The sequence below is a fragment of the Burkholderia pseudomultivorans genome, assembly GCF_001718415.1.
Classification (GTDB): Bacteria; Pseudomonadota; Gammaproteobacteria; order Burkholderiales; family Burkholderiaceae; genus Burkholderia; species Burkholderia pseudomultivorans_A.
Genome location: NZ_CP013377.1, coordinates 774700 through 794575, shown reverse-complemented (window position 1 = coordinate 794575; position 19876 = coordinate 774700). Strand labels below are relative to the sequence as shown.

Annotated in this window: 18 protein-coding genes; 7 read left to right on the top strand and 11 right to left on the bottom strand. The window is 68.7% G+C overall.

Annotated elements, in window-relative coordinates:
- The first annotated feature begins 2 nt into the window (after positions 1-2).
- Complete coding sequence (locus WS57_RS03410) at positions 3-2345, top strand: Orn/Lys/Arg decarboxylase N-terminal domain-containing protein (protein WP_069243759.1); 2343 nt, start codon at positions 3-5, stop codon at positions 2343-2345.
- Between the two features lie 70 nt (positions 2346-2415).
- Here WS57_RS03410 and WS57_RS03405 read toward each other — a convergent pair whose 3' ends face one another.
- The 3 genes from WS57_RS03405 to ftrA form a co-directional block, all read right to left on the bottom strand.
- Positions 2416-3153, bottom strand: coding sequence for a hypothetical protein (locus WS57_RS03405; protein ID WP_059605829.1), 738 nt, complete (start codon positions 3151-3153; stop codon positions 2416-2418).
- Positions 3154-3292: 139 nt separating this feature from the next.
- Positions 3293-5809 carry a DKNYY domain-containing protein gene (locus tag WS57_RS03400; protein WP_069243758.1) on the bottom strand — a complete coding sequence of 839 codons (2517 nt, stop codon included), beginning with the start codon at positions 5807-5809 and terminating at the stop codon, positions 3293-3295.
- An 88-nt stretch (positions 5810-5897) separates the two neighbouring features.
- Complete coding sequence (gene ftrA / locus WS57_RS03395; protein ID WP_059605836.1) at positions 5898-6872, bottom strand: transcriptional regulator FtrA; 975 nt, start codon at positions 6870-6872, stop codon at positions 5898-5900.
- A 111-nt stretch (positions 6873-6983) separates the two neighbouring features.
- Between ftrA and WS57_RS03390 the strand changes: the two genes are divergently transcribed.
- A complete protein-coding gene (locus WS57_RS03390) occupies positions 6984-7403 on the top strand; it encodes a rhodanese-like domain-containing protein (protein ID WP_009690806.1) in 420 nt (139 codons plus the stop codon).
- A 90-nt stretch (positions 7404-7493) separates the two neighbouring features.
- The gene (locus WS57_RS03385; RefSeq protein ID WP_009690805.1) at positions 7494-7820 is read left to right on the top strand and encodes a superinfection immunity protein; all 327 of its coding nucleotides are present in this window, start codon (positions 7494-7496) and stop codon (positions 7818-7820) included.
- A 15-nt stretch (positions 7821-7835) separates the two neighbouring features.
- Here the strand turns inward: WS57_RS03385 and WS57_RS03380 are convergent, their stop codons facing one another.
- Positions 7836-9005, bottom strand: coding sequence for a cytochrome P450 (locus WS57_RS03380; protein ID WP_069243757.1), 1170 nt, complete (start codon positions 9003-9005; stop codon positions 7836-7838).
- Positions 9006-9197: 192 nt separating this feature from the next.
- Positions 9198-9464, bottom strand: a complete 267-nt coding sequence (locus WS57_RS03375) for a YodC family protein (RefSeq protein WP_059481449.1) — start codon at positions 9462-9464, stop codon at positions 9198-9200.
- Here WS57_RS03375 and WS57_RS36800 point away from each other — a divergent pair.
- Positions 9463-9720, top strand: coding sequence for a hypothetical protein (locus WS57_RS36800; RefSeq protein ID WP_155774256.1), 258 nt, complete (start codon positions 9463-9465; stop codon positions 9718-9720). The genes WS57_RS03375 and WS57_RS36800 overlap by 2 nt on opposite strands.
- Positions 9721-9792: 72 nt before the next feature.
- Here WS57_RS36800 and WS57_RS03370 read toward each other — a convergent pair whose 3' ends face one another.
- The 5 genes from WS57_RS03370 to WS57_RS03350 form a co-directional block, all read right to left on the bottom strand.
- A complete protein-coding gene (locus WS57_RS03370; RefSeq protein WP_069244332.1) occupies positions 9793-10653 on the bottom strand; it encodes an isocitrate lyase/PEP mutase family protein in 861 nt (286 codons plus the stop codon).
- 252 nt (positions 10654-10905) lie between these two features.
- A complete protein-coding gene (locus WS57_RS03365; protein ID WP_069243756.1) occupies positions 10906-12573 on the bottom strand; it encodes an ankyrin repeat domain-containing protein in 1668 nt (555 codons plus the stop codon).
- A gap of 204 nt (positions 12574-12777) precedes the next feature.
- The gene (locus tag WS57_RS03360) at positions 12778-13203 is read right to left on the bottom strand and encodes a GNAT family N-acetyltransferase (RefSeq protein WP_009695060.1); all 426 of its coding nucleotides are present in this window, start codon (positions 13201-13203) and stop codon (positions 12778-12780) included.
- 58 nt (positions 13204-13261) lie between these two features.
- Positions 13262-14122 carry a MurR/RpiR family transcriptional regulator gene (locus WS57_RS03355; RefSeq protein ID WP_009695059.1) on the bottom strand — a complete coding sequence of 287 codons (861 nt, stop codon included), beginning with the start codon at positions 14120-14122 and terminating at the stop codon, positions 13262-13264.
- Positions 14123-14177: 55 nt separating this feature from the next.
- Positions 14178-14531, bottom strand: a complete 354-nt coding sequence (locus WS57_RS03350; RefSeq protein ID WP_009695058.1) for a YgiW/YdeI family stress tolerance OB fold protein — start codon at positions 14529-14531, stop codon at positions 14178-14180.
- Between the two features lie 244 nt (positions 14532-14775).
- Here WS57_RS03350 and WS57_RS03345 point away from each other — a divergent pair, with 244 nt between their 5' ends.
- Together WS57_RS03345 and WS57_RS03340 are read left to right on the top strand one after the other, a co-directional pair.
- Positions 14776-15438 (top strand): response regulator, encoded by a 663-nt coding sequence (locus WS57_RS03345; RefSeq protein WP_069243755.1) that lies wholly within the window; start codon positions 14776-14778, stop codon positions 15436-15438.
- Entirely contained in the window at positions 15435-16805 is a 1371-nt protein-coding gene (locus WS57_RS03340) for an ATP-binding protein (protein WP_069243754.1), read from the top strand. Before WS57_RS03345 ends, WS57_RS03340 begins: the two co-directional genes overlap by 4 nt.
- Positions 16806-17697: 892 nt before the next feature.
- Here WS57_RS03340 and blaPEN-bcc read toward each other — a convergent pair.
- A complete protein-coding gene (blaPEN-bcc, locus tag WS57_RS03335; RefSeq protein WP_069243753.1) occupies positions 17698-18645 on the bottom strand; it encodes a PEN family class A beta-lactamase, Bcc-type in 948 nt (315 codons plus the stop codon).
- A 141-nt stretch (positions 18646-18786) separates the two neighbouring features.
- On the opposite strand from blaPEN-bcc, the gene penR reads away from it, so the two are divergent.
- Positions 18787-19677: a beta-lactamase transcriptional regulator PenR gene (gene penR, locus WS57_RS03330; RefSeq protein ID WP_040131212.1), complete on the top strand. Its 891-nt coding sequence runs from the start codon at positions 18787-18789 to the stop codon at positions 19675-19677.
- The last annotated feature ends 199 nt before the right edge of the window (positions 19678-19876 follow it).

Here is a 19876-nt window from a genome sequence, read left to right as displayed (position 1 = left end):
ACATGACCGCTTCCTTGACCCAACAGGCGTTCCGTCGCCTCGGCATGAAGGCGCTGCTCGTGCAGCACGACATCGACGCACGCACGGCCACCGGACGCGCCGCGACGGCGCTCGCCGACGAGCTGCGCGCGCGGCTTGTCGACGTCGTGATCGCGACGTCCGCCGACGATGCGCGCGCGGTCGTCGATGCCGATCCGGCAATCCAGTGCCTGCTGCTCAACTGGGAGCTCGGCGACGATTCGCAGCACACGCCCGCGCAGGTCGTGCTCGACGCGATGCGTGCGCGCAATGCGACGGTGCCCGTGTTCCTGCTCGCGAGCCGCGCGAGTGCGTCCGCGATTCCCGTCGACGCGATGCGCAAGGCCGACGACTTCATCTGGCTGCTCGAAGACACCACCGCGTTCATCGGCGGCCGGATCGTCGCCGCGATCGAACGCTATCGCGAAACCGTGCTGCCGCCGATGTTCCGCGCGCTCGCGCAGTTCTCGCGCGTGTACGAATACTCGTGGCACACGCCCGGCCACACGGGCGGCACCGCGTTCCTGAAATCGCCGGTCGGCCGCGCCTATTTCGAATTCTTCGGCGAATCGCTGTTCCGCTCCGACCTGTCGATCTCGGTCGGCGAACTCGGCTCGCTGCTCGATCACTCGGGTCCGATCGGCGACAGCGAACGCTATGCGGCCCGCGTATTCGGCGCGCACCGCACGTATCACGTGACGAACGGCTCGTCGATGTCGAACCGCGTGATCCTGATGGCGAGCGTCACGCGCAACCAGGTCGCGCTGTGCGACCGCAACTGCCACAAGTCGGCCGAGCATGCGATCACGATGTCGGGCGCGATCCCGACCTACCTGATCCCGTCGCGCAATCACTACGGCATCATCGGGCCGATCATGCCCGAGCGGCTGACGGCCGCCGCGGTGCGGCTCGCGATCGACGCGAACCCGCTCGTGCGCGGCCGCGACGGCATCGACGCGACGCCGGTGCATGCGCTGCTCACGAACTCGACGTACGACGGCCTCTGCTACAACGTCGCGCGCGTCGAAGCACTGCTCGGCCAGAGCGTCGACCGGCTGCATTTCGACGAAGCATGGTACGGCTATGCGCGCTTCAACCCGATCTATCGCGATCGCCATGCGATGCACGGCGACCCGGCGCAGCACGACGCCAGCAAGCCGACCGTGTTCGCGACGCAGTCGACGCACAAGCTGCTCGCCGCGCTGTCGCAGGCATCGTTCATCCACGTCCGCGACGGCCGCAACCCGATCGAGCATGCGCGCTTCAACGAGGCGTACATGATGCATGCGTCGACGTCGCCGAACTACGCGATCATCGCGTCGAACGACGTGAGCGCCGCGATGATGGACGGCCCCGGCGGCGAAGCGCTGACGACTGACGCGATCCGCGAGGCCGTCGCGTTCCGCCAGATGCTCGGACGCCTGCACGCCGAATGCGCGGAGAACAACGACTGGTTCTTCAACGGCTGGCAGCCCGACACCGTGGTGGACCGCAGGACAGGCCGGCGCGTGCGCTTCCATGAAGCGGACGAGACGCTGCTCGCGACCGATCCGTCGTGCTGGGTGCTCCATCCGGGCGACGCGTGGCACGGCTTCGGCGATATCGAGGACGACTACTGCATGCTCGACCCGATCAAGGTGTCGATCGTCACGCCGGGCGTCGCGCCGCATGGCGGGCTGATGCCGGTCGGCATTCCGGCCTCGGTCGTCACCGCCTATCTGGACCGGCACGGGATCGTGGTCGAGAAGACCACCGACTTCACGATCCTGTTCCTGTTCTCGCTCGGCGTGACGAAGGGCAAGTGGGGCACGCTCGTCAACACGCTGCTCGACTTCAAGCGCGACTACGACGCGAACGTGTCGCTCGAACAGGCGCTGCCCGACCTCGTCGCACGCTATCCGGACCGCTACCGCAAGCTCGGCCTGCGCGATCTGTGCGACCTGATGTTCGCTGCGATGAGCGACCTGAAGACGACCGAGATGATGTCGCGCGGCTTCTCGACGCTGCCGAAGCCGGATTTCAGCCCGGCCGAGGCGTTCGAGCATCTGGTGCACAACGACATCGAGATGCTGGAGCTGTCGGAGATGGAAGGCCGCACCGTCGCGACCGGCGTGGTCCCGTATCCGCCGGGCATTCCGCTGCTGATGCCGGGCGAGAACGCAGGGCCGGCCGACGGCCCGCTGCTCGGCTACCTGAAGGCGCTCGAACAGTACGACCTGCGCTTCCCCGGCTTCACGCACGACACGCACGGCGTCGAGGTCGAGGACGGCGTGTACCGGATCGCGTGCATCAAGCAGCCGAAACGCGACGGCGGCAATACGCGCTGAGCGTACGCGTCGCGCGCCGTCGAGCCATCGCATGGCGGCGCGCGACACACCGGGCGACGGCCGCCGTCCGTCACGCGGCCGGCTGCCCCGGCAGCTGGCCGATCCATGCGGCAAGCTGCGCCTCGCCCTCTTCGTCGAGCTTGCCCGTCAGTTCGCCGTACCACGACGCGATTGCGTCGGCCGGCTGCGTGGCCTTCAGGATCTCCAGGCTGCGTTCGAGAAACGACGAAAAGAACGGAATGCCGCGCATATAGAGGAAGGTCGAATCGGTGATGCGCACGTGGCCGTAGACGTCGCGCACCCAGGCGAGATGCGGCAGCGCCTCGCGCAGATGGCCGCTTTGCATCAGCGCCGAAATGAAGTTCACGCGCGCGGCGACGTCGGATTGCTCGTGCGTGTCGTGATTGACCTCGGCGGCCTTCTGCATCCACGCTTCGCCGCGCGCCACCTCGCCGCACATCACCGACGTCGTCGCGAGCTGCACGGCGTTGTGCGCGCTCGGCTCCTTGTCGAACAAGGCGAGCCAGTACGGGAACGCTTCCGGATAACGCTGCATCGCCGAGTATGCGAGCGCGCACAGCCGCGCCGCATCGGCGAGTCGCGCTGCATGCGGCGCGGCCGCCGCGATCGCGGCCTCGTGCCGGTCGGACTGGAACGCAGCCAGTGCGGATGCGAGTTCCGGCGCGATGTCGGGGGCGCGTTGCCCGGCTGCTTCGCGAGCTTCGTCGGCTGCATCGACAGTCGAAGTCGACGCGGATGCCGTCGCGTCGCGCGGTTTTTTTCCGAACAGTTTTCCCAGCAGGCCCATGTTGGTTTTCCTTGTAATGATCGTGCGTGAACGGCGGGACATGCGTCGCGCCGAAGGCGTGCGGCGCACTTCGCACCGCCGCACGGCGATTGCAATCCTGCGCCGGTGCCAAGTCGATTGCGAGAAACGCCTGCACCGATCAGCCGGCGCCCGGCGCCCGCACCGGCACGTCGGTCGCGTCGTCGCCGATGCAGAACAGCAGACGGTCGTCGAGCACGTCCCACACTTCGGCGTGGCCGCGCGCGTTTGTCGGCAAACCGGCGAACACGAGGCGATCGCCGACCCAGCCTGCGAGGCTGCGGGTCCACCTGCGCTCGCACCATGCGCCGCGATGCAGCGCGAGCCGCTTGCCGCTGTCGACGTCGAACACGCGCAGCACCTGTTTCGCGTCGCGCGCCACCAGACGTTCACCGTCGGCCGAAAACGCGCACGGAAAGCCGTTGCTCGCGCCGGGCAGCACGCGCTCCGCCGCGCCGTCGGCTCGAATCACGACCCCGCCGTCCCGCACGAATGCGCGGCGGCGTCCGTCGGCGCTTACCGCGAACGGCGCATCGGTGAAGCGCTGGTCGGCCATGTCGTAGTCGAGCACGTCGAGCGTGCCGCCGTCGAACAACGGAACGCGATAGAGGCGATTGACGACGCGCACCCACGCTTCGCGCGCATCGGCCGTCAGATGGACACGCTCGAGATAATCGTAGCGACCGTCGGCGCGCCAGCATTCAGTCGCCGCGCCGCTCGCGGCATCGATACGGTACAGCGCCGCGTCGTCCCAGAACGCGACAACCAGCGTCGACTGCGTCGCGTCGGCCGCGCAGCTCACCGGCAGATCGCGCAGCAAGTCCGTCGGGGACGGCGTTTCGTCGTCCGGCACGACGGTGCACGGCAATTCGAACGACGCGACCACGCGCCGTTGCGCCAGATCCCAGATATCGCAGAATCGCTTGCCCGCCACGACGAGCCGCAACTCGCCCGTGACGTCGCGCGCCCAGTCGAGCACGAACGCCGGACGGGCGGGCGGCGATGCCGCGAGGGGCGACGCCCACGATCCGGCCGCCGGCTCCGCAGCGACCGGCGCACCCGATTCGTGTGCCGCTGCCGCGTGCACGGCGGAAGCATCGTCGCGCTCTCCCGGCACCGCATCGTCAGCCACGGGCCGGTCTTCCGGCGCGTCACCGCCCGGTCCATCGGATTCGGGGCCGGGCGGCACATAGTCGGGCATCGGCTCGCGCTCCCGCGCCTGCCATGCCGCGAGCCATGCCTGGTAGACGTAACGCCGCGTGCCGTCGGTCGCGACCTCGGGTTGCTCGAGCCGGAAACCGGCCGGATCGACACCGGACAGCGGCACGAGTTCGCTGCCGTTGCAGTAGACGTAGGCCCGCGCACGGTCGCGTGCGAAGTATTGCGACAGGAACGTCAGCGTCGGGCCGTGAACGCCGCGACGATACGGCTGGTTGTACTGCAGCAGCCGGCCCTGTCCGTCGCGCAGGAAGCCATGCCCGACGACTTCGAGCGTCGCGACATCGAACCGGGCTTTCACCTCCTTGCCGTAGTAGAACAGGCGATCGCCTTCGCGCAGATGGGCGCCCTCGACGACTTCGGCGCGCTGCGGATCGATGCCGCGCTTGCGCACCAGCATGCACAGCACGCCGTTGCGATCCCTCGCATGGATATCGTTCAGTATCTCGAAGGTTTTTCCGTCGACCTTCGCCGCTTCGGCGTGACCGCGCCATGACAGGCGATAGCAATGGTCGCCGGCCTGGTACCACGGCCCGCCCAGATGGCGCCATTGCGCCGGATCGCCGGGCAGCGGCCCGCCCGTGAGAAAGCCCTTGTGATACTCGGCATACGAATAGAGCCGCTCGCGATCCGCGATGAACGACTCGCCGAGCCAGCGCACCGTCGCGACATCCGGTTCGAGCAGCGCCTGCTCGTTCAGGTACAGCTGATCGCCGACGATGCGGAACCCGCCGCCCAGCTCCGTGACTGCCGGCTCCGATGCCGCTTGTGCGACCAGCGCATGCCACCAGTAGCCTTGCAGTTCGGGGCGTTCGACAAAGAACGGCGACCAGTCGCGCTCCCACCATTCGCGCGGGCCCGGATCGCTGGCAGCGCCGTAACGATAGGGGCGCGCCCGATCGGTCGCCATGTCCGGCGCGACCTCTTCCGGGCTGACGAAGCTCGCCGGGTCGGCGCCCTTCACCTCGCGCCCGGCGTACCAGACGCGCTGCGCATCGACCAGATAGCGGCCGACCCGGCGCAGCGTCGCCGGATCCGCGCCGCGCATGCGCCGGCCGTAGTGGAACAGATAGCGGTCATCGTGCCCCCACGCATGGTCCAGCAGACGGAAGCGCTCCGGCGATGCGCCGTTCAAGCGGCGATTCTGGAAGTACACATGCTTCGCATCGGCCGCATGCGACTCGTCGAGCCGCCGGAACGTCGCCGCGTCGACGTCGAGCACGGTGAAGCGAAGCCACGTGTAGGTCCGCGCGTACGCCCGCACGCCGTCGGTCGCCAGATAGGCAGACAACGGCCGGAAGCCGTCGAGTGCGATTCCTTCGATCGGCTTGCCGTCCCGGTCATGCAACGGGCCGTCGTGGTAGTACACATGCGCGTCGTCGCGCGAAAAGCCGTAGCCGAGGTTCTCTCTCAAGGTCATTGTCATTGTTCTTGCTTCCGTCCGGAATGCCCCGGTTCGGCCGTGCGCCGCCGGGTACGAAAGCCGTCGTCGCGACCGCGCGCGACGCTCAAGCGTTCCCGGATCTTACGCCATGATCCATCTCGCGCCGGTAAGCGGCCGGGCTTGTCGCCGCGACGCGGCGGAAATGCCGGCGCAGCGATTCTTCCGAACCGAAGCCCGCGCGCGCGGCGACCTGCGCGAGCGACAGCGCGGGATGCGCTTCGAGGATGTCCTTCGCGACGTTCACGCGCTCGCGGATCAGCCACGCGACGGGCGACATGCCCGTTGCGTCGGCGAACTGCCGCTGCAGCGTGCGCGGGCTCATCGCGGCCTGCGCGGCGAGCGATGCCAGCGTGTGCGGCTCGGCCGCGTGCGCGCGCATCCAGTCGATCAGTTTCGCGAGCCGGTCGCTGCCGCCCGGCGCAACCGGGCGCGGCACGAACTGCGCCTGTCCGCCGTCGCGATGCGGCGGCAGCACGAGACGCTGCGCGACGCGATTCGCGATCGCGCCGCCGTGATCGCGGCGCACCAGATGCAGCAGCATGTCGAGCCCGGCCGCGGACCCGGCCGACGTGACGATCTGCCCTTCGTCGACGTAGAGCGCGTCGGGATTCACGCGCAGCGCCGGATAGCGCGCCTGCAGTTTCTCCGCATAGCGCCAGTGCGTCGTCACGGTGAGGCCGTCGAGCACGCCGGCCGCCGCCAGCACGAACACGCCCGAGCAGATCGAGCACAGCCGCGCGCCGCGACGATGCGCGGCGCGCAGTTTCTTCAGCAGCGGCTCCGGCGGCGGTTCGTCCGCATCGCGCCAGCCGGGAATCACGATCGTGTCCGCGCGATCGAGCATCGCGAGCCGGTACGGTGCGGCGACCGTGATGCCGCCCGCCGCGCGCACCGGGCCGGGCTCGCTCGCGCAGACCGCGAAGCGATACCAGTCGACGCCGAGTTCCGGACGTTCGAGCGCGAACAATTCGACCGTGCAGCCGAATTCGAAGGTGCAGAGCCGGTCGTAGGCCAGCGCGACGACGAGATGATTTTTCATGGCGCGATGTTACCGGAACTTGTCGATCGCGCCACTGCCGCGCGGCACGCGGAACCGCGATACTGCCCTTCATTCCAGTCCGTTTCCCGACCATTCAAGGAGAACCTGCCCATGTCCTGCGTCACCGACGTTCCCGCCGCCGACAGCCCCGCCGCCCTGGCTCATTTCGAGGCATCGCTGCGCTTCGAGACCGATTGCTGGGACGTGCACGACGCGCTCGCCTCCGGCGCGCCCGATTTCGTGCTGCTCGACGTGCGCGGCCCCGACCAGTACGCGGCCGGCCACGTGCCGGGCGCGCTCAACCTGCCGCGCCGCAAGATCGTCGCGGGCAAGCTCGCCGACTATCCGGCCGACACGCTGTTCGTCGTCTATTGCGCCGGCCCGCACTGCAACGGCGCCACGCGCGCGGCGATCGGCCTGGCGCGCCTCGGCCGGCCCGTGAAGCTGATGATCGGCGGCATCACCGGCTGGCTCGACGAAGGTTTCGCGCTGAGCAACGATGCCGCGCCGGCGGTAGCGGCCGCGGGCTGATCATCACCAAAAGCGCAACAATCAATTGCCGGCACACGAACCGAAAAAGCGCGACAATCAGCCTCATTGCAGTTCGGACGGAGCAGCACCATGCAGAACGCAGTCCTGATTCAAGTCGCCGGTTCGGTTGCCGCGATCGCGCTCTATTTCCTGCCGGCCGTCGTCGCCGACCGGCGCGCCCGGCACGACAAGCTGACGATCGCGCTGTTCAACGCGCTGTTCGGGTGGACCGTCATCGGCTGGCTGATGACGCTCTACTGGGCCTGTCAGCCGAACCCGCAAACCGACGTCGCGCAGACGATCCTCGCAAAGCGCCGCGGCGTCAGCATGCGGACCTTCTCGGCCGGTCTCGTCGAACGCGTGCAGCGCCGCGTCGCCGCCCAGGAACAATGGGCGGAAAAGCAAGGCTGCCGCTGAGCCCCGCTGCTCCCGTTACGGCCTCGCCTCGAACTTCGGCATCCTGACGTTGGTCGAGGCCCGATAGCCCCACTTCAGCGCATCGCGCGGCGGCCCGCCGCCCGCGCGCAACAGCGCCCCGAACGCTCCCACCGTCACCGCCCGCGCGATTCGTTCGCCCGGACAAGCGTGCGGCCCCGTGCCGAAACCGAAATTCGGCCCCGCCGCGCGGCCCGGCATCAGCCGTTGCGGGTCGCTATGCACGGCCGGATCGCGGTTCGCGGCGGCCAGCACGACGAGGATCGCGTCGCCGGCTTCCACGCTCGTGCCTTCGATCGTCGTGCGCGCGGCAACGAAGCGCCGCGTGTTCTGTACCGGCGAATCGAAACGCCCGACCTCGGCGACGAATGCGTCGAGTGCGGCGTCATCCCGCGCCGTTTCGGCCGTGCCGTTCGTTTGATGCCACGCGACGACTGCATTGCCGAGCCACGCGGCCGTCGCCTCGCAGGTCTGCGACAGCAGGCCGACCAGATTCGCGACCAGCGCACCGCTCGCGTGCCAGCCCGTCTCGCGCGCCGACTGCCGGATCGCGTCGACGAGCGTGCCGTCCTGCGCATGCGCGTTCGCGACGCGCTCGGTCATCCGGTCCAGCAGTTGCCGCGCCGCATCGCTCGCCCGCGCCAGCGCCGCGGCGTCCGACAACGGCGACAGCGCGGCGACGAAGTCGACGACCGATGCGGCGATGCCGTCGAACTGCGACTCGTCGAAGCCGAGTTGGGCGGCGACCGCACACACGGGCGTCGTCATGCACCACGCGTTCAGTGCGTCGGCATCGAGCCGCGCCGGCAGGCGCCCGGCTGCGATCCGCGCGGCCCGGTCGCGCAACGCACGCGCATCGACCGATGCGAGTGCCGTGCGCAGCGCCTGCTTCGGCACGTCGTGCCGCAACGCGCCATCGTTCATGCGCACCAGTTCGCCGAACAGCGCGCCCGCCGTCGTGCCGCGCAGCGCGGGCGGCACGGGCATGTCGAGCGGACGAACGCGGCAGGCCGGATGGCCGAGCACGGCCGCGACGCTCGCCGCGCGGCTCGCGACCCACAGGCCGAGCGACGCGTCGAATGCGAGCGGCGGCCCGTCGACGAGCGTCGCGTAATAGGGGTAAGGATCGCGGTGCGTGACCGCGGCAATGGGATCGGTCGGGTTCATGCGATCAGTATCGGCGCAACCGGCGGCCGCATGTTTCGGCCTGGCATGAAATGTCGCTGAACGCGCGGTGTGGAGCGTTTCCGCGCAGCGGCGACGTGCCGGCCTGTATCGGCCGGTACGATGCAACGCATTGCGCGACTGCCAGCGTTCGCGGCAAGCGCCGCGGGCGGCCTCGCCCGATACGCGTCGGCGTCAGGCCGCCGACCGGTAGCGATGCGCCAGCATCCGCACGCGTACGCGCCCGGCCGAAATCGCGCGCGGCTCGGGCACGACCGTCTCGTGATGGAACATTTCCTGGCGGAAATGGCCGCTGTCGTCGAACCACTGGCAGATCAGCCAGTCGGCGTCGTCGAACACGACCGGCCCGGCGTAGGTGACCGTCATGCGCGGCCCGCCGGTTTTCAGCGTCACGACATCGCCGACGCGAAACCTGCTGCGGTGATTTTCTCGGATCGTCATGGTTCTCTCAGTTTTTTTATATATTGATTTTTTTCCGGCGGCTGCCGCCCGATTATCCGGTTTTATCCGGCTGTCACGCAGATTAACAATCCGGAAAACAACCCGCAACGCCCGCGCGTCCAAACAGACCGCTCAGGAAATCGCAACAATCCGCGCCGGCGATGCGCGGCAGGCGCATGCCGGCGCAGTTGCGCCGCAATGCGCGGGCGGCACGCGGAGCATAATCGATGCTTGCCGCGTCGTCATCCGCGTTTGAATCGAACGCTTCGTCGATTGATTATCGTCAATCGCCGTTTCGGCTGAAAACGATTCGGGCTTTTATCCCGCGTCATGGTTCGAACGACACGCGCGCATTGTCCGGCGCCGCGAACCAGCGGTTCAGGTCGCGCCCCGGCACCGCGGCTTCCGCAAACGTAAACGTGCCGTCGCGCGCCATTTCCATCGCGCCGCGCAGGAATGCGCCGAGTGCGGCCCGCGCCAGCGCGCCGCCGACGCTCACGCGCTTCACGCCGAGCGCCGCGAGCGCGTCGAGGCTCAGCAGGCCGCCCTGCAGCCCCATCACGACATTGACCGGCGCGCCCACCGCGCGCGTGATCGCCGCGATCTCGCCGGGATCGGTCACGCCGGGCGCGTAGAGCACGTCCGCGCCCGCATCGCGATACGCGACGAGCCGCGCGATCGTATCGCCGAGATCGCGGCGGCCATTCAGGTAGTTTTCGCAGCGGGCGGTCAGCGTGAACGGGAACGGCAGCGCGCGCGCCGCTTCGACAGCCGCCGCGACGCGCTCGACCGCCGCGTCGAACGCGTAGATCGGCACATCGGCGCGGCCGGTCGCATCCTCGATCGAGCCGCCGACCGCGCCGGCCTCGGCCGCCAGCCGGATCGTGTCGGCGACGATCGCCGGCGCGTCGCCGAAGCCGTTCTCGAGATCGGCGCTGACGGGCAGGCGGCCCGCGGCGACGATGTCGGCGATATGTTCGAGCATCGCGTCGCGCCCGATCGCGCTGTCGGGCAATCCTCGCGAGAACGCAAAGCCGGCGCTCGTGGTGGCGAGCGCCTCGAAGCCGGCCATCGCCAGCAGGCGCGCGGTGCCGGCATCCCACGGGTTAGGGATGATGAACGCGCCAGGACGCGCGTGCAGCGCGCGGAACGCTTCGGCATGACGGGCTTGAAGCTCGGACTGGGACACGGCGTGCTCCTGATCGGGACGAGAGGGATTCAGCATACGCCGCCGACCGGCAAGAACGTTTCGCGCACGGATGAAACGTGTCGATGCCGATGCGCGGGGCGGTACGGCGTCGAGACGTCGAACCATTCGGCAGGCCCCTTCAATAGCACGATCGCAGTCGAATGCCGTGTTGCCGCAATCGGCTGCGTACGCGTCGGACAGGCCCCGACGCGGACTTCCGCCGCCGTCCGCGCGACGCCCGTCCGCTTCCGCTTACCTCGATCCGGCCGGCGCTTCGCGAGCGGCCAGCAAGACCTCGGTCACCGCCTCGGAAAACCGCATCGACCGGCCGTCGATCAGCAGCCGTTCGGGATCCGACGGATCCCGCACCGCGGCCGGCAGACCGTGCGCGACCAGCGCGCGCGCACACGCCGCCCAGTCGGGCTCGCCGACGTCGGCCGGTTCGTTGACCGACGCCCACGACAGCGTGCCGAGCACGTCGCTGCCGAAGCCCTGGGTTTCGCGCCAGCTGGCACCGTGCGACAGCAGAAACGCGGTCAGTGCCGCGTTGCCGCGGAAAACGGCATGGTTCAGCGCGGTCGCGTCCCAGTCGCCGCCGCGCGCGTCGAGCGGCCAGCCCAGTTCCACCATCACCTGCACCGTATCGCCGGAACCCCACGCCGCCGCATCCGGCAACAACCGCAACCGGTCTTCAGGCAGTGCGCGGGGCAGTTCCGGATGCCGCGCCTGAATGCGCCGCGCTTCACCGGCATCCGCCCGCGCGCAAGCCGCCACGAATTCGTCTTCGGGATCCAGCGGTTCCTCCGCGCCCGCTGCGCGCAGCAGGTCCGCGACTTCCAGCAACCCGGTCTGCATCGCCAGACGATACGCCCCGACGCCTGCCGCCGTCTGCACGCGCGGATTTGCGCCGGCCGCCAGCAGCGCGGCGACGTGACGCGCGGACCGCCGCAGCGCAATCGCGCGCAACAGCGGCGCGCCCCACACTTTCGTCGGCCCTTCGCCGGCCGGTTCGTCGGGATCGGCGCCGTGCGCGAGCAGCAATTCGAGCGCGGTCGCATCCGGCATGTCGAGCGCGCGCCGCAGCGCGTTCGTGCCGTCGATGCGCGCACCGCGCGCGAGCAGCATGCGCGTGCAGGCCGGATTCTCCAGCGAGTGATACAGCGACTCGCCGTCGTCCGGATCCGCACCCGCACTCAGCAGCATGTCGGTCAGCACCGGATCGCGATTGATGCCGGCCGCGCCGTAGAGCGCCGACAACGGCTGCGATTCGTCGGGCGCCGCGAGCGACGCCGGCGGGAACCGGTTGCCGATCCGCTGGTTCGGATCGGCGCCGGCGTCGAGCAGATAGCGCGCGCATGCGCGCAGCCCGGCGGCAAACGCGGGAATCTGCGCGAGACGCGAATGCGTGACGGCAACGAGCGGCGGCAGCTTCAGCATGCCGCCCGCGCGTCCGATCCACGCCGGATCGGCGGTCACGGCCTGCTTGACGGCATCGAGATCGCCCGCCGCACAGGCCACGTACGGATCGTCCGCGACGAGTTCGGGATGTTCGTTCAGCAATTGCGCGGCGACCCGCGGCCGGGCCGCGTCGAAACTGCCGGTCACGTCGCCGCCATACGCGAGCCCCAGCCAGCGACGGACCAGACGCGATCGCTCGTGCCCCGCGATCGCATGGGCCTCGACGAACGCGCCGAGATCGGCCCACGACGCAAAGCCGTACTCGCGCGCGACGCAGGACTGTGCGTCATGCAACCGCAGGTCGAGCGCGACCACTTCGTCGGGCGAGCGGTGCGCGGCGGCCGGAAGATGCTCGATGAAACGGGCGATCGCGCTCGCATCGCGATGGCGATACAGGCGCAACAATTCCTTCGCCTGTTTCTTCAGATGTTCGAGATTGGCCTGAAACGGCAGCTTTTTCATGCGGATCCTCGTGCATAAATGGCTGAAGGTCCGCAATACCGCCAGCACAAAGGACAGGGATCGACGAGAGCAATGCGACAGGTGGGTTCAACCCTTTCCGCGGACCCGGAAGCGACCTGCATCGCTGAGCGGTATGCTAGGCGATCGCGAACGACGCCGTCAATCGCGACGCGCGGCTAAAACGCGGGCCGCCGCCGTCGCGACTCAGGGCACCAGGATCTTCTTCAGAAAGATGCGCGCATGCCCGACCGGATAATCCGCCAGCTCGCCGAAGCGCACATAGCCGAGCTTTTCGTAGAACGGCCGGGCCTGGAAGTCGAACGTATCGAGCCACGCGCCGCGGCAGCCGCGCGCCACGGCTTCCTGTTCCGCCAGCTGCATGATGCGCGTGCCGACGCGCTGCCCGCGCGCGGCCTCCGGCACCACCAGCAGATCGACGTGCAGCCAGCCGAACCCCGTGCTGCCCCACAGGCCGCCGACGATCGTCTCGCTCGCATCGGTGACCAGCACCGCAAGCGGGCGATGATCGATCGGCCCCGCCCGGCTTTCGTTGAACTGCACGAGCGGTGCGGCGATCTGCTTGCGGACGTTCGCGTCCGCCGCGTCCGTGACCTGGAAATGGAACGTCATCGACGGGATTCGATAGGGAATGGCGAACGGTCGTCGCCGATCGCGGCGCGCATCGCGATCACACCACGTACGCGCCCTTCGCGTGCAGTTCCGCTTCCGCCCGTTCGAGCTCGGCGATCGCATCGCTGCCTTCGAGCGCCAGCAGCTGCGCGACCAGCGCCTCGGCCATCGCATGCGCGGCCACCAGCGACGGAAAGAACGACGGACTGTCGTGCGTGAAGATCAATTGCGCATCCGCATGCAGCGCGATCGGCGCGACCGCGCTGTCGGTGATCGCGACGATCCGGCTGCCCTGCGCCTTCGCGGCCTGGGCGACGCGCGTCGCTTCGGCCGAATACGGCGCGAAGCTGACGATCACCGTCACGCTGTGCTTCGCGATCGTGCGCAGCTCCATTTCGAGCGAACCGGCGACGCCGTTGAGCAGCGACACGGTCGGCCGGAACAGCCGATAGCCGTAGACGAGCCCGAACGCGACCGGATAGCACGAGCGGAATCCGGCCACATGCACGTGCGACGCCTTGCGGATCAGCTTCGCGGCATCGGCGAGCGCGTGCTCGTTCTGCGCGGCGGTCGCCGCCAGGTTGTGCTGTTGCGCGGCAAGCAGGTCGTGCGCGAGCGACGCCTTCGCGTCGGGCCGCACGAGCGAACGTGCGCGCTGCGTCAGCGGCTCCGGGCGCGTGCGCACGCGCGCGACGCATAGGTCGCGCAACTCGTTCCAGCCGGGAAAGCCGAACTGCTGCGCGAGCCGCACGAGCGACGCCGGCTGCACCTGCGCGCGCTGCGCGACCTTGCGCATCGACGATGTCGCGACTTCGTCGGGATGATCGAGCAGGAATGCCGCGCCCGCCTGGAATTGCGGGCTCAGCTCGGAAAATTGCGCCCGGATCCGGGACGCGAGTTCGTCGAAATTGGCAGCCATCTGGGTGAAAGCGGGAACCGGTCGTCCATGGTATCACCGGCCCCGCGCGCGCCGGTCAGCGCAGCACTTCGACGTGATCGACGTCGACCTTCACGCGGCCCGACCACTTGCGCTCGAACTCGCCGGTCAGCTTCACCTGGTCCTTGTCGCCGACGGGCGGGCGGCCCACCCACAGCTTGTCGTCGATCTCGACGCTGATCGCACCCGTCGCATCGGCGAACTCGTAGTCCTCGCCGCCGACGTGCCGGACGATGCGCCCCTGCAGTTGCACGTGCTGATCGTCCCTGCCGTTCGCGAGCAGTTCCTTCACGGTCGTCGTGGTAATCGCGGACGGCCCCGTATATTGCGCATGGACCGCGGCAGGCAGCACGGCGAGCGCGACGGTCAGGATTCTGGCCAGATGATTCATGATTGCGTTCCCTCTGTTCGATATGGGCTGTCGCGCTCCGTTGAACGCGACGCGTCAAGCTTACGAAACGTAAGATTAAGCAAACCTGAAGGCCGCGCCGAAGTGACACGACGCCGCATCGGACCGGTACGAAAACGCGCCCGCCTGCCTTGCCGGCGCTGCCGGCATTTAAGCTTCGCCTAATACGCGTCCGCTTATCATGGATGCTTCGGGCGCCCGCGCCCTGCTGAAGAGACCTCCCCCCATGCGTGTACTGCTCGTCGAGGACGACCCGCTGATCGGCAGCGGGCTCGAACAAGGCCTGAAACAGGAAGGCTTCGCGGTCGACTGGGTCAAGGACGGCGACGCCGCATCGCTCGCGCTGCGCTCGACCGGCTACGGCCTGCTGCTGCTCGACCTCGGGCTGCCGAACCGCGACGGCCTGTCGGTGCTCGCATCGCTGCGCCGCCGCGACGAAACGCTGCCCGCGATCATCATCACCGCGCGCGACGGCGTGCCGGACCGCATCGCCGGCCTCGACAGCGGCGCCGACGACTATCTCGTCAAGCCGTTCGTGCTCGAGGAACTGCTCGCCCGGATTCGCGCGGTGAACCGCCGCCACGCCGGGCGCGCGCAGACGACGCTCGCGATCGGCGCGCTGCGGCTCGATCCCGTCAGGCACCAGGTCTGGCTCAACGACGACGAAGTGCCGCTGTCGCCGAAGGAGTTCGTGCTGCTGCACGAGCTGATGCGAGATCCGGGCGCGGTGATTTCGCGCGAGCAGTTCGAGGAGCGGCTGTACAGCTGGGGCGAGGAAATCGAGAGCAACGCGGTGCAGGTGCATATCCACAACCTGCGCAAGAAGCTCGGCCACGACATGATCCGCACGGTGCGCGGCGTCGGCTACCGGATCGGTGACGGCACATGACGCGCGTGCGACGCGCGATCGAGCGCTGGCGCGGCGTATCGCTGCGACGACGCCTGCTGATGTGGCTGCTGCCCGCCGCGTGCGTGATCGGCCTGCTCGCGAGCGCGGGCACCTACTGGGGCGCGCTGCGCGAACTCGACGACCTGCTCGACGACCAGATGCGCAGCATGTCGAAGCAGATCGTGGTCGGCCCGAACGGCGAGCTGTCGTTCCGCAATCATGCCAACGGCAAGCACGACTTCGAGGCCAACGATCCCGACGAGGTGCTGCTGCAGATGTGGCGCAACGGCAAGCTCGTCTATTCGACGGACCGCGATTCGAGCCTGCCGCCGCCTGCCCGGAACGGCATCGCGACCATCGATGTCGGCGGCCAGTCGTGGCGCACCTACGTGACCGAGCGCGGCGGCACGACGATCCGGCTCGCGCAGGCGCGTCATGCGCGCTGGGAAGCGATCGCCGGCATCGCCGTGCATCTGCTGTGGCCGGTATTCTCGATGCTGCCGGTGCTCGCGATCGGACTGTGGTTCGGCATCGGCGCGGGACTGCGGCCGCTGCGCACGATCGCGTCCGGCCTGAAACGCAGGAACGCGAACAATCTCGAACCGGTCGACATCGCGTCGATGCCCAACGAGGTGCGTCCGCTCGCCGAAGCGATCAACGACCTGCTCGCGCGGCTCGATCGCTCGTTCACGCTGCAGCGGCACTTCATCGCCGATGCCGCGCACGAGCTGCGCACGCCGATCATGGGACTGTCGATCCAGTCGCAACTGCTGCGCCGTGCGGCAACGCCCGACGAGCGCGAGCAGATCCTCACGCAGATCCATGCGGGTACGACGCGTCTCGGCCATCTTGCCGAACAGCTGCTGACGCTCGCGCGCCTCGAACCCGATGCGCAGGCGTCCGCGTTCGCGCCCGTCGATCTCGCCGCGCTGTGCCGGTCGGTGGTCGCGGATCGCGCGCGCGTCGCCGACGCGCACCGGATCGATCTCGGCGCGATCGTGTCGTCGCCGGTGCCGGCCGCGGGCAATGTCGACACGCTGCGCGTACTGCTGAACAACCTCGTCGACAACGCGATCCGCTACGCGGGCGACGGCGCGCGCGTCGACGTGTCCGCACGGCTCGACGGCGCGACGCCGGTGCTCGAAGTCGCCGACGACGGCCCCGGCATTCCCGAGGCCGAGCGAACCAGCGTATGGGAGCGCTTCTATCGCGGCGAAGGCGCGCAGGCGGCCACGTCGCCGGGCAGCGGGCTCGGACTGTCGATCGTCAAGCGCATTGCCGAACAGCATCGCGCAGCGGTCACGCTCGGCACGACCGCCGGCGGGCGCGGGCTCACCGTGACGGTGCGGTTTCCCGCATCCGCGTGACGCACGCGCGAGGCCCGGCTTGTCCACAGATTTTGTTGGCAAGCTTGTGGATATCCTGCGCATCGCGACGCTAAGCCCTTGATCCGACGGGCTTTGGCACAAGTGATGCAGACGCTGCGTCGCACAGCGGCCGCCCCTTGCGCGCTTCGGCGCACTTCGCATCGGGACGCCTCATCGCTGCATGCGGGGCAATCGCCCGCGCGCGAAACGATGCCGCAGCCCCGCCACTTACCCCCAGATTTTGTTGGCAAGCTTGTGGATATCCTGCGCATGCCTGCGCTAAGCCGTTGATCGCACGACGATTCATGCGTCGCGCCATCGTTTGGGCAGTGTGCCGAGCCGCCGTCGACGATCGGCCGCTCCGGCTGCCGCAGCGGCCCGACACGCCCCCTCCTTGTCCACAGATTGTGTTGGCAAGCATGTGGATAGCCTGCGCATACCGCGATCAAGCGCTTGATCCGTAAGGCTTTGTTCACGGCGCTACGAAAACGGCACGCGACCGGCCGGTCATCGGCGCGCATGGCCGTGTCGCGCGACGCGCGCCGAGCTTGTCCACACATTTTGTTGGCAAGCGTGTGGATAGCCTGCGCATACCACGATCAAGCGCTTGATCCGAAAGGCTTTGTCCGCGCCGCTGCAAATCGGGCACGGCCGCATTCGCGCGCGCCAACCGATGCGTTGCCGTCGCGCACATCGCCTCGCACGCGCGAACCCGCCCGCTTGTCCACACTTTTTGTTGGCAAGGATGTGGATATCCTGAGCATGCGTGAGCCAAGTCGTTGATCTCACAACGTTTAATCGCGCGGATCACGATGGCGGCAACGCGTCGCGCAGACGCATGCCGCCCGCCCGTTTCACGCGGCGCGCAAGCGCAGCGTCGCGTGCGCGCCGCTCAACCGAACGCCGCGACCGCGATCCGCGCGACGGCCGCGATCACGTCGTCCTTCGCGCGCGCATCGGCGCGCGCCTGCGTGTAGTAGACGACCAGCACGATCGGCGCACGCGACGTCGGCCAGATCACGCCCGCATCGTTGGTCGTCCCGTAGTCGCCGGTGCCGGTCTTGTCGCCGACCTGCCAGCCGGCCGGCACGCCCGCGCGAATCCGCTTGTCGCCGACCTTGTTCCCGCGCAGCCATTCGAGCAGCTGCGCGCGCTGCGCAGCGGGCAATGCATCGCCGAGCGCAAGCACGCGCAGGCTCGCGGCCATCGCGGCCGGCGTCGTCGTATCGCGCAGGTCGCCGGGCAGCGCGGTATTCAGTTCGGTCTCCCATCGATCGAGGCGGAACGTGTCGTCGCCGATCGAGCGCGCATACGCGGTCACGGCCGACGGGCCGCCGATCAGCTTCATCAGCAGGTTCGCGGCCGAGTTGTCGCTGTACTGGATCGCGGCCGCGCACAGCTCGGCGACCGTCATGCCGGTGTCGACGTGCTTGCCGGACACCGGCGAATAGTTGACGAGGTCGGCCTTCCCGTACGTCACGCGCTGTTGCAGCAACGCCGGGCGCTCGACGCTCTGCGCGAGCACCGCCGCGGCCAGCATCGCCTTGAACGTGCTGCAGAACGGAAAGCGCTCGTTGGGGCGGTGCTCGACGCTGCGGCCGCTCGCGGTGTCGACCGCGTACACGCCGAGGCGGCCGCCCGCGTCGCGCTCGAGCGCCTGCAGCGCGTCGTATGCCTGCGCGTCGGCATCGTTGGCCAGGGCCGCTGCGGCTGCCGCGGCGGCCGCGCTCGACGGGTCCGGCGCGGCGGTCTGCTGCGCCGCGCGCGCGCCGGCGGCCAGGACGAGCGGCGCCGCCGCCGCGGCCAGCAACAGGGTTCGTCGTTGCGATGAGTAGGTCATGTCGGTTGTCTCGTGATGGAAGAATGGCGTCGATGAAGTCCTGACGTGAACGCAAGGCGGCCGGCCGGCGAGACAGCACTATCGTGACTTTACGGTCCGCTGACAAGCAACGATAATTGAGCACTGACGAAAGAAATTCTTATGGCCAAGCTCCGCCCTCATCTTCCGCTCAATGCGCTGCGCGCGTTCGAATCGTCGGCGCGCCACCTGAACTTCACGCGCGCCGGCCTCGAGCTCAGCGTGACGCAGGCCGCGGTCAGCCAGCAGGTGCGTGCGCTCGAGGAACGGCTCGGCTGCACGCTGTTTACACGGCTGCCGCGCGGGCTCGGTCTCACCGACGAAGGGCGCGCGCTGCTGCCGGTGCTGAGCGACGCGTTCAGCCGCATCGAGACAGTGCTCAAGCAGTTCGAGGGCGGGCGGCTGCACGAGGTGCTGACGCTCGGCGTCGTCGGCACCTTTGCCATAGGCTGGCTAATGCCGCGGCTGAAACGGTTCGGCGATACGCATCCGTTCGTCGAACTGCGGCTGCGCACCCACAACAACGTCGTCGACCTCGCCGCCGAGGGCCTCGACTTCGCGATCCGCTTCGGCGAAGGCAACTGGCCCGCGACGCGCAACGAGCGGCTGCTCGACGCGCCACTCACCGCGCTGTGCGCGCCGGAGATCGCGCGACGGCTCGCGCAGCCGGCCGATCTCGCGAACGAGACGCTGCTGCGGTCCTACCGGATCGACGAATGGCTCGGCTGGTTCGACGCGGCGCAGCTCGAACCGTGGACGGTCAACGGCCCCGTGTTCGATTCGTCGCGGCTGATGGTCGAAGCCGCGATGCAGGGCGCGGGCGTGGCGCTCGCGCCGGCCTGCATGTTTGCGCGCGAACTGCAACTCGGCCTGCTCGCGCGGCCGCTCGACATCGACGTCGAAGCCGGCGGCTACTGGCTCACGTCGCTGAAGTCGAAACCGCTGACGCCGGCGATGACGCTGTTTCGCGACTGGATCGTCGCCGAGGCGGCGGCTGCGGCGCCGGCGGCATAGCGCCGGCCGCGCTTGTCCACAGAAAGTGTTGGCAAGGATGTGGATATCCTGGGTACCCGGGCGCTAAACCCTTGATCGCGCACGATTTACCGCGCCGACGCGGACATCGGGCAGCGCGCGCGCCAAACTTCTCGCGCCGCCCGCATCCGCAACCCACGCGATGCAATCGGGCAGGTCTTGTCCACAGATTTTGTTGGCA

What these genes read in the sequence shown, in the direction of transcription:
- WS57_RS03410 (WP_069243759.1), top strand. Translation starts at nt 3, where the DNA reads ATGACCGCTTCCTTGACCCAACAGGCGTTCCGTCGCCTCGGCATGAAG.
- WS57_RS03405 (WP_059605829.1), bottom strand. Translation starts at nt 3,153, where the DNA reads ATGGGCCTGCTGGGAAAACTGTTCGGAAAAAAACCGCGCGACGCGACG.
- WS57_RS03400 (WP_069243758.1), bottom strand. Translation starts at nt 5,809, where the DNA reads ATGACCTTGAGAGAGAACCTCGGCTACGGCTTTTCGCGCGACGACGCG.
- ftrA (WP_059605836.1), bottom strand. Translation starts at nt 6,872, where the DNA reads ATGAAAAATCATCTCGTCGTCGCGCTGGCCTACGACCGGCTCTGCACC.
- WS57_RS03390 (WP_009690806.1), top strand. Translation starts at nt 6,984, where the DNA reads ATGTCCTGCGTCACCGACGTTCCCGCCGCCGACAGCCCCGCCGCCCTG.
- WS57_RS03385 (WP_009690805.1), top strand. Translation starts at nt 7,494, where the DNA reads ATGCAGAACGCAGTCCTGATTCAAGTCGCCGGTTCGGTTGCCGCGATC.
- WS57_RS03380 (WP_069243757.1), bottom strand. Translation starts at nt 9,005, where the DNA reads ATGAACCCGACCGATCCCATTGCCGCGGTCACGCACCGCGATCCTTAC.
- WS57_RS36800 (WP_155774256.1), top strand. Translation starts at nt 9,463, where the DNA reads ATGGTTCTCTCAGTTTTTTTATATATTGATTTTTTTCCGGCGGCTGCC.
- WS57_RS03375 (WP_059481449.1), bottom strand. Translation starts at nt 9,464, where the DNA reads ATGACGATCCGAGAAAATCACCGCAGCAGGTTTCGCGTCGGCGATGTC.
- WS57_RS03365 (WP_069243756.1), bottom strand. Translation starts at nt 12,573, where the DNA reads ATGAAAAAGCTGCCGTTTCAGGCCAATCTCGAACATCTGAAGAAACAG.
- WS57_RS03360 (WP_009695060.1), bottom strand. Translation starts at nt 13,203, where the DNA reads ATGACGTTCCATTTCCAGGTCACGGACGCGGCGGACGCGAACGTCCGC.
- WS57_RS03355 (WP_009695059.1), bottom strand. Translation starts at nt 14,122, where the DNA reads ATGGCTGCCAATTTCGACGAACTCGCGTCCCGGATCCGGGCGCAATTT.
- WS57_RS03350 (WP_009695058.1), bottom strand. Translation starts at nt 14,531, where the DNA reads ATGAATCATCTGGCCAGAATCCTGACCGTCGCGCTCGCCGTGCTGCCT.
- WS57_RS03345 (WP_069243755.1), top strand. Translation starts at nt 14,776, where the DNA reads ATGCGTGTACTGCTCGTCGAGGACGACCCGCTGATCGGCAGCGGGCTC.
- WS57_RS03340 (WP_069243754.1), top strand. Translation starts at nt 15,435, where the DNA reads ATGACGCGCGTGCGACGCGCGATCGAGCGCTGGCGCGGCGTATCGCTG.
- blaPEN-bcc (WP_069243753.1), bottom strand. Translation starts at nt 18,645, where the DNA reads ATGACCTACTCATCGCAACGACGAACCCTGTTGCTGGCCGCGGCGGCG.
- penR (WP_040131212.1), top strand. Translation starts at nt 18,787, where the DNA reads ATGGCCAAGCTCCGCCCTCATCTTCCGCTCAATGCGCTGCGCGCGTTC.